Genomic DNA, 11,626 nt, shown 5'->3' with positions numbered 1-11,626 from the left:
CCTTATTGGCAGGGCTTTCGATTTTACTGAACACTCTTCAACTGCTCTCGGAATATTCAATAGATGAACTCAATGAGATAGCCACAATGGCATTAGGTATCTCATAGATGTGTAGATACCTATGCCTAAAAGGAGAGGGAATATAAGCCCGAGTGATCGGGCTTATTTCATTCTTTGGATTAGACATCATAAGATTTGAAATTGATAAATTAAAGGATGAGATAGATCAATGAAAACCAAACATTATTTGACTTTAAGCGATGCTGAATTTTTATTAGATCAAGCCCATCAATATGCCATTCAGAACAGTTTTAATGTCAGTATTGCTGTGGTGGATGAAACGGGTCATTTGCTTGCGATGAAGCGTATGGATGGTGCAGCACCGATGACTGCAAATCTGGCCGTCGAAAAAGCCAAATGTTCTGCAATGAGTCGCCGTCCATCCAAGTTGTTTGAAGATATTATTAAAAGTTTAGAGGGGCTGGTTGTCCATTATTTTGTCTAGGATCAGTGTAGAGGTTAGAACTTACCATTTTTCTAGATCTACGCTAGCATAGGTATATATTCGCATAGATTAGAAAAATCCTCTCCCATGCTTTACCCCATGCCCAAAAAAATCCAACTTGCCCTATCTCAAGCCAAATGGCAATTGTCATCCTCTAAATCCGTTTTGGTTTTAGTCGGATTGCAAAACTTGCGTATGCAGCAGGGGATACAAGACAGTTCACTGATGGCAAATTTGATCCAAGTAACCAATAAAGCCAAAGCACTGGATATTCCCATTGTTGATCTATATGGTGATGACCTGATGCAAGGCATGCAGCAATTGGGAGAATATGCCTCAACGCATCCGCAACTAATTTTTGCCGGTCAGGTCACGCCAATGCTGAAACAGATTTTGCCGCATCTGATGAGTGTGACGGATCAAATCGGTGTGGTTGATGATGCGATTTTATTGTCAAATCAAGATCAGCATATTCAGTGGATTGAAAATATTTCGGCACAGGGGATACATCACTTAAATACCTATAGCCTGACTCGCTTATGGGAGTTAAGCGCACCTTCCGAATATGTATTGTCGACCAAAGGTATTATGTTGGCTATCGCAGAACAGCTGGATATGGATGCCTTGGAAATTGATCCCTATGTCGACCTAAAAAATTATGGTCTGGATTCAGTAGCGATGGTGAGTCTGGTTGGTGTATGGCGTGCGCATGGTGCCAATATCCGTTATGAAGATGTGCTAAAGCATCCGTCTTTGCATAAATTGGCAAGCTTTATTTTACAATCCTTAGGTTGATGTGCTGCGATTGAGCATTTTTATGCGCTAAATCGGAAATTTCATCGTCATTTACATAAATGCGCATTGTAATTCTTGGCTAAGCTTTCTATCATTGCCGCCTTGTTTTTCGCGATCAGCCTGGGATTGAACTTTGAGTAATTTTCTAACCGAACATCTGATACATCGTGATGACGATTTCATGGTCATCCACAAACCTGCAGGTTTACTCACAGTTCCCGGTAAAACAGAAGACTTACAAGATTGCCTGATCAACCGTCTGGTCAAACTCGAACCCAAAACTTTACTGATTCATCGACTGGATCGCGATACATCCGGTATTTTGGCCTTTGGTCTGACTAAATGGGGACAAAAAACCATTTCCCGCCAGTTTCAGGAACGCCAGACTGATAAAACCTATCAGGCTGTGGTTGCAGGTACACTCGAAGGTGAAGGCACTATTGAAGTGCCAGTGGTGTATGATCCAAGCCGTCCGCCCTTACATATCGCAGATCCCGCACATCATAAGCCGGCCATCACGCATTGGCAGGCGATTGAACATTTTAATATTCAGGGACAGCCTGTGACCCGGGTGAAACTGACCCCAATTACCGGCCGTTCACATCAGCTACGGGTGCATATGCAATATCTCGGACATCCGATTATTGGCGATACCTTATATGCGACACCCGAACAGCAACAGCTCAGTTCACGTCTATGTTTACATGCGGAACGTTTGAGTTTTTATCATCCTCAAACAGAGCAGCTGGTCGAATTTTATTGTCCGGCGCCGTTCTAGGAAATACTTCTTTAATCGGCGTGAATTATGCTCACTTTTTAGTGAGCTTTATGTCAAAATACATTGCTTGAAGGTATGGAATTTTGCTCCAATGACGTTTCGTGATTGAGCCTAATATTCATAATCTTGTACTTAAGATAAAGGTGGAAAAATTGCAGCAATTTGCTATTGGTCAACGTTGGTTATCAGATACTGAAACAGAACTCGGTTTAGGCGTTCTTATTGATGTTGATGAGCGGTCGGTTAGCATTTTATTCCCGAAAAGCGATGAAACTCGCGTCTATGCACGTAGCAATGCACCCTTATCTCGTATCGTATTTAATGTGAAAGATGAATTACAGGATCAGGAAGGGACCAAATGGATTGTAGAATCCGTGGAAGACCGCAATGGCGTGGTGCGTTATCACGTCATTCGTACCCTGGAAGATGGGACTGAAGAACGTAAATCGCTGAATGAAACCCGCATTGGTGCCACCATCCAGTTGTCCAAGCCTCTAGACCGTTTATTGGCCAGTCAGGTCGATTATAAAGAATGGTATGACCTGCGTATTGAAGCGCTGCTGATGCAGGCCAATATGCAAAGCAGTCCACTGCGTGGTCTGGTCGGTTCACGTGTCGGCCTGATTCCACACCAGTTGTATATTGCGCATGAAGTCGGTCAGCGTTTTGCTCCGCGTGTATTACTGGCCGATGAAGTCGGTCTGGGTAAAACTATCGAAGCCGGTTTGATCATCCATCAACAGCTGAAAACTGGCCGTTCTGAACGCATCCTGATTTTAGTACCAGATTCGCTGCAATATCAGTGGATGATTGAGATGCGCCGTCGTTTCAATCTTGAGTTCTCGTTATTTGATTTGACCCGTACTGCATCAATCAAAGAGCATGATCCTGAACAAAACCCATTCCTGACCGAACAAAAAATTATTGCCTCTGTCGATTTGATGGTCGACCATGAAGATCTGCGTGAACAGGCGCTCGAAGCCGGTTTCGACTTGCTGGTGGTCGATGAAGCACATCATTTGATGTGGAGCGAAGAAGATGGCGGTAATGACCGTTATGATCTGGTCGAAGAACTGGCTGAACATACGCCGGGCGTATTGTTATTGACGGCAACACCGGAACAGCTCGGGGTAGAAAGTCACTTTGCACGCCTGCGTTTACTCGATCCGCAGCGCTTTAACTCGCTGGATCGTTTCCTGGATGAAGAAGCGCAATATCAGCACACCGCTAAAATTGCAGAAGTGTTGATGTCAAATCTGCCACTTGAAGCAGAACATTTGACTGCGATTGAGGCCTTGTTGGGTCATTCAATTGAAGATCATCCTGAGCAGCGTTTCCGTGCCATTCACGAACTTTTAGACCGTCATGGTACCGGTCGTATCCTGTTTCGTAATACGCGTGAAGCCATTCAGGGCTTCCCGGGTCGTGACTGTCAGCCGGCACCATTACCAGCACCGGAACACTGGTCGAAAGATGGTAAGTTGCGTGAGCAAATGTGGCCTGAAGAAGCTCAGCTAGACGGCTCGTGGATGGAAGCCGATCCACGCGTGATGTGGCTGATGGAGCGTTTGCGTACCGATTTAAAACACAAGAAAGTCTTACTGATTGCACGTAGCGGTCCAGTGGTTGAAGCGCTGGAAAATGTACTGCGTTTACATGCCGGTATTCGTACGGCGATGTTCCATGAAGGCATGAGCTTGTTAGAACGTGACCAGGCCGCAGCTTATTTTGCTGAAGATTCGTATGGCGCGCAGATTCTTCTTTGTTCGGAAATCGGTTCAGAAGGACGTAACTTCCAGTTTGCCTCTGATCTGATTCTGTTTGACCTACCTGCGAACCCGGACGTGTTGGAACAGCGTATTGGTCGTCTGGATCGTATCGGTCAGGAAAACCGCATTCAGATTCATGTGCCTTATCTGGTGGGAACTGCACAAGAACGTATGTTCCGCTGGTATAACGAAGCGCTGAATATTTTCAGTAATATTTCTCCAGCTGCACAAACCTTGCAAGAAAATTTTATTGTTCGCTTGAAAGACTGTCTATTGGCAGACAAAGGTCAAGAGTTTGAAGACCTGCTGGAAGAAGTTAGCGTGCAACGTGAAGCGCTGGAAGCTGAATTGCAGGAAGGTAGAGACCGTTTGCTTGAGTACAACTCTTGCCGTCCGGTGGTGGCACAGGAAATTGTCAACGCGCTTGAAGACTATGATGACAATACCACTTTGCCGATTTTCATGAAGCGCTTTATGGCGTCTACGAATATCGACTTTGACGAGCAAAGTAACGGTACAGTGATCATCAAGCCAACCGATCAAATGCAGGTTCAAGGTTTGACGTTGGATGAAGAAGGGATTACAGCGACTTTCTATCGTGATCAGGCACAAATCCGCGAAGATGCGCAATACCTGACACTGGAACATCCATTCACTGAAAGTGTGATGGAAATGATCAATACGCAAGGCTTTGGTAGCACTAACGTTGCGGTACTAAAATCTGCAGCACTGCCACAGGGTTCGGTATTACTTGAAGTATGGTTCAAGGTCGATGTGGTGGCTCCGAAAGCATTGAACTTGCCGTCTAGCTTGCCGCAACAGTTAATCCGTGTCTTGCTCAGTGAAAAAGGCCAGGATCTTTCCCAGAAGATTGCACCAGAAATCCTGAAGCCTTATCTACATCATTTGGATGGCAATAGTTGCCGTCAGGTGGTGAAAGCACGTCGTGATGTGATTGAAGCGCGTTATCAGCAGGCACTTGAACTGGCACGCAGTGCATTGCCTGGCTTCAAGCAGCAAGCCAAAGAAGTCTATGGCAATAAATGGCAATATGAAATTGATCGCCTGACCTATCTGAAACAGTTCAATCCAAGTATCCGTGAAGATGAAATTGCACGTTTACAAAAGTTGCAGAAAGAAGGTTTAAGCCTGCTGGATGGTCTATCGGTAACACCGGAAGCAATTCAGGTGATGGTCGTGGTCAAGCCTTAAGCTTTAAATCATTAAAAAATGCAGCTTTCGGGCTGCTTTTTTTATGGGCAAAATCCGGGTTTATTATTTTTTTGTCGGAGAATGCTGGCCTGTTATTTTTCTCCTGTTTAAAATTGGCCTATTGAATAATAAGAATGACAAAGTATGTCAAAAGCACTGATTACCCTTGGCACAAAGACCAGTCATGGTGGCATGGTGACTGAATGTGAACCCACTTTTTTGATCAATGGTATCACCGTGCATTTAAATGGCATGAAGCATTATTGTCCCAAATGCCAGACCATGGTCACCGCCATTGCTAGCGACTTATCAATTACAGTCAAAGGAAGAGCGATAGTCATCGCGGGGGATAAGGCCAGTTGCGGCGCGACTTTTCTACCGATGCAACATTTGACTGTATCTCAGAAATAGACTTTAAATTCTGAAGAAATACAGAGAAATGACTTTGAGGTCATGCTTTGAGCATTTTTGCACTGCCGAATGAAAGAATAGATCAGTAAGCTCATTCGATGATTTCAGGATGAATACGCACTGCGTTTAAAAAATAATGAAGCAAGCCCTACATTTTACTCATGCCAATGGTATCCCTGCGGCAACTTACCAAAAGTTTCTGGACTATTTTCAGCAAGACTATGAAGTCAAAGCGATTCCCTTGATCGGCATGAATTCGCAATATCCAATTACGCGAGACTGGCGTTATCTGGTTGATGAAGTCATTGCAGATATCGAGCAGCAGTTTCCTCAGCAACAGGTGATTGGTTTAGGGCATTCCTTTGGTGGTCTGGTGACCCTGATGGCGGCGTATCGACGTCCCGAACTATTTTCCAAACTGGTCATTATGGATCCACCATTTGTGATTGGAAAAAATAGCGCCATGTTTGAACTGATTAAAAAGCTGAATCTGAAAAGTGTTGACCGCTATACGCCCGCAGGAATTACGCTAAAACGCAAAGATCATTGGTCATCGAAACAGGATGCTATTGAAGCACTCCGGTTTAACCGCTTATTTAAAAATTTCGATGAGCAGTGTTTTGCTGATTATATCGAGAGCGGCATTCAGCCAGAACCTGAACGTGGTGGGGTGACGTTAACTATTCCAAAACAGATAGAAGCGGAAATCTTCCGGACTGTACCCGCCTGGTGGTGGAGAACACCACGCCGACAGCCTGAAGTGCCAATTCATCTGATGACTGCTGAGCAGAGCCAGTTTTATCAGCAGGGTTTGCCACAAGGGATGCAGAAGATTTATCGGATTAATTATTCTGTGGTCGAGGGCGGGCATATGTTCCCACTTGAGTATCCGGAAGCCACTGCAAAGGCGGTCAAAACCCAACTCGCACTTTTGTAATCATCATAAAAAAAGGGACGTTGATTACGTCTCTTTTATACAGCTTCGTGCAAATCGGGAAATTAACGCAGCTGAGAATCTTCCAGATGACGCGCACCTTCCAGAATCATCCGGATCATGATCATGGTCTGTTCGGCAATTTCTTTACGATCTTCAGCAGGCATATCAATCACATTGGCGCCCATGTTGAACACCAGTTGGGTAATCGCTTTGGCGGCAATATCCGGATGAAATAATTTTTTATTGTTTAGACGTTCCAGACGAATCAAATCATCCTGAAGTTCCTGCTGAAAATAATTTAACTGGCGTTCTACTGCCTGTTTATAAGATTTGGAACCGGTATAACCTTCACGTAATAACAGGCTCAGATTGCCTTCATCGGCATCCAGCTGGGCAATAAAAACTTCCACAGAACTGCGGATGATGCTGTTCTGGCGAGAAGCTTGCAGACGTGCTTCATGCAAAATCTGACGCAATACAATTCCGGCACGATCAATCAGCTCAATGGCCAGTTCATCAATATCTTTAAAATGACGATAGAAGCTGTTCGGTGCAATACCAGCTTCACGCGCGACTTCACGTAGACTTAAAGAGGAAATACTTTTTTGTGGCCCAATCAGATTCAACGCAGCCTGAAACAGTTCTTCCTTGGTAATGGTGGCCTTGCGACCGACACTCCGTACGATAATCGGCTCATCAATGCTTTTCGATTGTAATAAAGATGCGTCACTGCTTATTTTCATTGAAGGCTCGTTCATCGATAGGTTCATGCATGAATCATTTTATTATAACCGAGCCAGTCAAGCTTGTGAAATGAATAGAAACAATACGGTTGTATATACAAATATATATACATGTGTATAATAATTCAAAACCTCAAGGTGATGTCGCAAACGATGCATGTACTCCAAAAACTTAAAACGCCGTTGAATGCACTGTCTGATAGTGTTGTTGATCAGCATGCGATTAATTTCTGGATTCAGAAACTCAATCCTATATGGTCGTTGAATCAGCCATTAGGCAAGATCGTGCATAAAGAAAATGCCGCACAGGATATACTGAGTCTGAAAATTCAAGTGAATCGCTTATTTAAGTTTGGTGAAGCAGGGCAGCATCATCCGGTCTATGTGGTGGTAAACGGCATCCGTTATGAACGTAGCTATAGTTTGACCCGTGTAGATGCGCAACATGTTTTATTGACCGTGAAAAAAGTCAATGCCGGTAAAGTCAGTACCTGGTTGGCAGAACAGGCACAAGTAGGTGATGTGATCGAATTTGGTCAGCCTTATGGTGATATGACCTTGCCTGTGCAGACGAGTCCATTGATCTTGCTTGCAGCAGGGAGTGGTATTACCCCAATGCTCAGTATGCTGGAAAGCTTGAGCAAAAAAGGTGAACTATCTGCACCGGTTACTCTCTGGTACTGGGTTAAAAAAGATCAGGATGCCGCATTTAAAGCACGGTTTGAAGAACTTGCTCAAAAACATGCAAATTTCTCATTTCATGTGTATGCCACTCAAGAACAGCCAGCTGCTGCACGTCTTGATGAAACCTATCTGACCGATCTGCAAAATCTGGAAAATAGCATCGTATATTGCTGTGGCCCTTCAGGTTTTGTATCTAAAGCAGAACAGCTTTTTGCTCAGGCAAAACAGTTTAAAGGTGAAGCATTTAGCATGAGCTTGGCGGATCAATCGGATACCGGCTTTATTAATGTCACCCTGACCCAGTCGAAAAAAATTGTCAGCATTCCAAAAGGCCAGTCCATTCTGGTGAGTCTGGAACAGCAAAATATTAAACCGACCCATGGTTGCCGTATGGGCATTTGTAATAAATGTGCCTGCAATAAAGTAGAAGGTTCGACCAAGAATTTGGTCAACGGTGCGCAAAATACCGAACCCGGTAACCTGCTCAAAATTTGTATTAACTCAGCGCAGACTGACCTTGTCATCGACTTATAAGCGAGTTTTATCCTATGAATATGCCAGTAAAATTACAGTATTTTAAAAATCCTAAAAACCGTGAATTAACCCAGTTTGAACTTGATGAACTTGCACGTGAACTTGATGCAATTAAACAAGAAGTGCTAGATGATCTGGGTGAAAAAGACGCCAAATATATCCGTCGTGTCTATTCAACCATTCGCTATTCATCGATTGCCGGTCGTGCTTTGCTGTTTGCAGGCTGGTTCCCGCCAGCGTGGTTGTTGGGGACAGGCCTGTTGGGCTTTGCCAAAATCATGGAAAATATGGAACTGGGTCATAACGTCATGCACGGTCAATATGACTGGATGAATGATCCTAAATTGAATGGTCAGACCTATGAATGGGATATCGTAGGGACTTCAGACAACTGGCGTCAAACACATAACTTTAAGCATCATACCTATACCAATATCAAGGGTATGGATGATGATATCGGTTATGGTTTATTACGCCTCTTCCCGGAACAGCGCTGGAAACCGGGTTATTTACTACAACCAATTTATGCAGTGCCATTCTGTTTATTGTTCCAGTGGGGTGTTGCGATTCAGAATCTTGAATTGGGTAAATACTTCAAAGGTCGCAAAAGCAAAGAGCAGACCAAAGAAGAATGGCGTCCAATGCAGAGCAAAATTGGTAAACAGTTGTTTAAGGATTATGTATTCTTTCCACTCATCGCAGGTCCTGCGGCTTTACCGGTTTTGACCGGCAATATGGTGGCCAATGGTCTGCGTAATATCTGGACATTCAGTATCATTTTCTGTGGTCACTTTACCAAAGATGTGGAAGTATTCCCGAAATCGGTACTGCAAAATGAAAGTCGTGGTCACTGGTATATGCGCCAGATTCGTGGTTCATCCAATCTGACTGGTTCTGAAGCGTTTCATATCTTGACGGGTCATTTAAGTCATCAGATTGAACATCATTTGTATCCTGATGTACCTGCACGTCGCTATCGTCAAATGGCACCGAAAGTTCAGGCTGTTTGTGAAAAATATGGTTTGAACTATAACAATGCCAGCTTGGTAAAACAGTACGGTAGTGTGATCAAACGTATTGTGAAATATGCATTTCCGTTTAAGAAATAATTTTTCTTAAAGCTAAAAAAACTACTTCAAATGAAGTGGTTTTTTTAGCTAGGAGGCGAATACTTCAGGAAGTAAAAATCCTGATTACGAAGCTATTTAAGATGATTTCAAGGCATAAAGTAAAAAAGTTAATCTGCCATTTATAGCGTTGTCTAAAGGTGTTTAGTAGGTTAACCCGATAGAATGGAAAGGACTAATATGGCATCGAATGAGCTGAAATATTAATTTTTGGAAGCTGTTGATCTTGACCCTCAAAATAGCTTTGCTGCGCCAGACTGAGCATTTCTATATCTTCCTTGCTATTCCCATAAGCATAAATTTCAGCATAATTATCCAGATTATATTTTTCTAGAATTCTAATTTTCTTTTGTGTGTTACTACAGTCAGGAGTTTGATAAAACCCTGTCAATTTCCCAGCTTTGATTTCAACTTCGCTACAGATTAAATCGATATTTAAATAACTGCACACCGGTTTAAGATACAAATCCAATGAGGCTGATACCAGCACGACTTCATGTCCTAATTGTTGATGCTGTTTAAGTTGTTCTAATAATTTCGGATTCAACTTGAATATTAGTTGTTGTGCATAATCCTGAGCTAATTGCAGAATTTCCTCTGCATCACTGTTTTTAAACATGCTGGCATACAATTTGGGTCGCATGCGGTGTGCCGGATAGAAATTTAAATAATAGGCCTGTATCCATGGCAAAATTTGCATGCCGCGTTTTACAATATGCCGTTTTCTTAAGGCATGGAAAATGAACCCGGTAAAGCTATCATGTAGATACAGGGTTCCATCAAAATCAAATAAGGCTAGAGTTTTAGATTTTTGATTTTGCGCATGCATGTTTGATATCGACCATCGACGCGGGTAGCAAACCAGTTAGTATTATAATCACGACTTAATTTTGGTCCGGATATGACCACTTCAGGCATAATGGCATAGATAGGATCTTTACCCGTTTTTTCCTGATAAAGCTTGCTGACACCACGATAAGTCATCGTATCTTCAAAGTCTTTATCTTTTTCTTTCTTTAAATCAGCTCGGATTTGACGTTCAGTGATAATAAAATTATTTTTGGCAAAAACACTGATTAACTCACGCTCAGATTGACTCTTCTGCGAACGGATCGCGCCATCTTTAGTATAGAGCAATAAGTCGCCATCCAGATCAAGTTCGGCTTCAGTTAAATCATTTAACATGCTCTGAAAAGCGGCATTTCGACTGGAATACATGCCCGAGTTATAGTCCGCAAAACGATAAATTGGCTTGTCATAATCCGCCGGATACATCATCAGGCGATGAATCCCATAATACAGACCGCCATATTGACTGTAGAGATCGGTACGTAACTCTGCGATATTGCCGCCTTGGCGTTTATGTTCTTTCGCATAGCTGATATGTACCTGCATTGAACCCAAGGTGGTAATTGGATTCATTTTCTCGCCAATATTCTGGCCGACCAGTTTGGCAGCACCAGTCAGGGCACTAACATAATAGTGCTTCGACATATAGTCAAATATTTCACGATATAATTCGTCGAGTTCACGTTCCGTTTTGACCCGGCGCATCTGGCTCAAGTAGTTGTCTTCAGGACTTGGGTGATTCTTGAGAACTTCCTGGAAATATCCTGCAACTGTGCCACCAATCGCTTGACCGAGTTTATCTTTGAATTTTTCATCAAGGCGACCTTGGACTTCCTTAACCGCCTTTTCACCCAAACCCGGAACAGTAGGATCTGCAACAAAGTTAGATTCCTGATCAACCACTGCCACAATCGTACAAACATTTTCCTTGGTTTGAGGAATGCCAAGCTGCTCTGTGATGTCATAAATATCTTGTGCCCAAGACTCACGTTGGTTGACACGGCTTGGAATAGCTTTACGAATATGTTCAACTTCAAGTGTCGGTTCATCCTCTTTTGACCACCATGAACCATTGCCACAGCCGGCAAGACTCAGAGAAAGTGCAAGTACAGACAATGACTTAAAAGAAAAACAAGAAGCGAAAGTTTTATTCATGGTGTCGTAAATTAATTGAAAAGATGAGCGAATAAGGCAGATGCAGTATACTATGCCCATCAAAAAAGTGATGAATTTATATGTATATTGGTCCATATCAACTGTCAAACAATTTGATTGTCGCTCC

The 11,626-nt window shown here is 43.1% G+C and carries 11 protein-coding genes; 8 read left to right on the top strand and 3 right to left on the bottom strand.

Going from position 1 to position 11,626, the window contains the following annotated elements; genetic code table 11:
- Positions 1-229 precede the first annotated feature (229 nt).
- The 6 genes from AC1P5O_RS10720 to AC1P5O_RS10695 all read left to right on the top strand — a co-directional run bounded on the left by AC1P5O_RS10720 (position 230) and on the right by AC1P5O_RS10695 (position 6,407).
- Entirely contained in the window at positions 230-505 is a 276-nt protein-coding gene (locus tag AC1P5O_RS10720; RefSeq protein WP_004729906.1) for a GlcG/HbpS family heme-binding protein, read from the top strand.
- Positions 506-604: 99 nt separating this feature from the next.
- Positions 605-1,300 (top strand): phosphopantetheine-binding protein, encoded by a 696-nt coding sequence (locus AC1P5O_RS10715; protein WP_004729903.1) that lies wholly within the window; start codon positions 605-607, stop codon positions 1,298-1,300.
- Between the two features lie 133 nt (positions 1,301-1,433).
- The gene (locus tag AC1P5O_RS10710) at positions 1,434-2,078 is read left to right on the top strand and encodes an RluA family pseudouridine synthase (protein ID WP_004279998.1); all 645 of its coding nucleotides are present in this window, start codon (positions 1,434-1,436) and stop codon (positions 2,076-2,078) included.
- A 152-nt stretch (positions 2,079-2,230) separates the two neighbouring features.
- Positions 2,231-5,059, top strand: a complete 2,829-nt coding sequence (rapA, locus tag AC1P5O_RS10705) for an RNA polymerase-associated protein RapA (RefSeq protein WP_211100784.1) — start codon at positions 2,231-2,233, stop codon at positions 5,057-5,059.
- Between the two features lie 144 nt (positions 5,060-5,203).
- Positions 5,204-5,470: a PAAR domain-containing protein gene (locus AC1P5O_RS10700; protein WP_004729900.1), complete on the top strand. Its 267-nt coding sequence runs from the start codon at positions 5,204-5,206 to the stop codon at positions 5,468-5,470.
- A 136-nt stretch (positions 5,471-5,606) separates the two neighbouring features.
- Entirely contained in the window at positions 5,607-6,407 is an 801-nt protein-coding gene (locus tag AC1P5O_RS10695) for an alpha/beta fold hydrolase (protein WP_004729899.1), read from the top strand.
- 62 nt (positions 6,408-6,469) lie between these two features.
- Here AC1P5O_RS10695 and fabR read toward each other — a convergent pair whose 3' ends face one another.
- Positions 6,470-7,150 carry an HTH-type transcriptional repressor FabR gene (fabR, locus tag AC1P5O_RS10690; RefSeq protein WP_004729898.1) on the bottom strand — a complete coding sequence of 227 codons (681 nt, stop codon included), beginning with the start codon at positions 7,148-7,150 and terminating at the stop codon, positions 6,470-6,472.
- A gap of 141 nt (positions 7,151-7,291) precedes the next feature.
- Here fabR and AC1P5O_RS10685 point away from each other — a divergent pair, with 141 nt between their 5' ends.
- Together AC1P5O_RS10685 and AC1P5O_RS10680 are read left to right on the top strand one after the other, a co-directional pair.
- The gene (locus tag AC1P5O_RS10685; protein ID WP_004729897.1) at positions 7,292-8,368 is read left to right on the top strand and encodes a flavin reductase family protein; all 1,077 of its coding nucleotides are present in this window, start codon (positions 7,292-7,294) and stop codon (positions 8,366-8,368) included.
- Positions 8,369-8,382: 14 nt separating this feature from the next.
- On the top strand, positions 8,383-9,477 hold the full coding sequence (locus AC1P5O_RS10680; protein WP_004646650.1) for a fatty acid desaturase family protein: 1,095 nt from the start codon (positions 8,383-8,385) through the stop codon (positions 9,475-9,477).
- Between the two features lie 193 nt (positions 9,478-9,670).
- On the opposite strand, the gene AC1P5O_RS10675 is transcribed toward AC1P5O_RS10680, so the two are convergent.
- Entirely contained in the window at positions 9,671-10,324 is a 654-nt protein-coding gene (locus AC1P5O_RS10675; RefSeq protein ID WP_004729896.1) for an HAD-IB family hydrolase, read from the bottom strand.
- A complete protein-coding gene (locus AC1P5O_RS10670) occupies positions 10,291-11,499 on the bottom strand; it encodes a DUF1615 family protein (protein WP_121979936.1) in 1,209 nt (402 codons plus the stop codon). Before AC1P5O_RS10670 ends, AC1P5O_RS10675 begins: the two co-directional genes overlap by 34 nt.
- Between the last annotated feature and the right edge of the window lie 127 nt (positions 11,500-11,626).

The organism is Prolinoborus fasciculus, from assembly GCF_056724605.1.
Note: the sequence above shows the minus strand (reverse complement) of the source record. Positions and strands in the feature narration are given on the sequence as shown.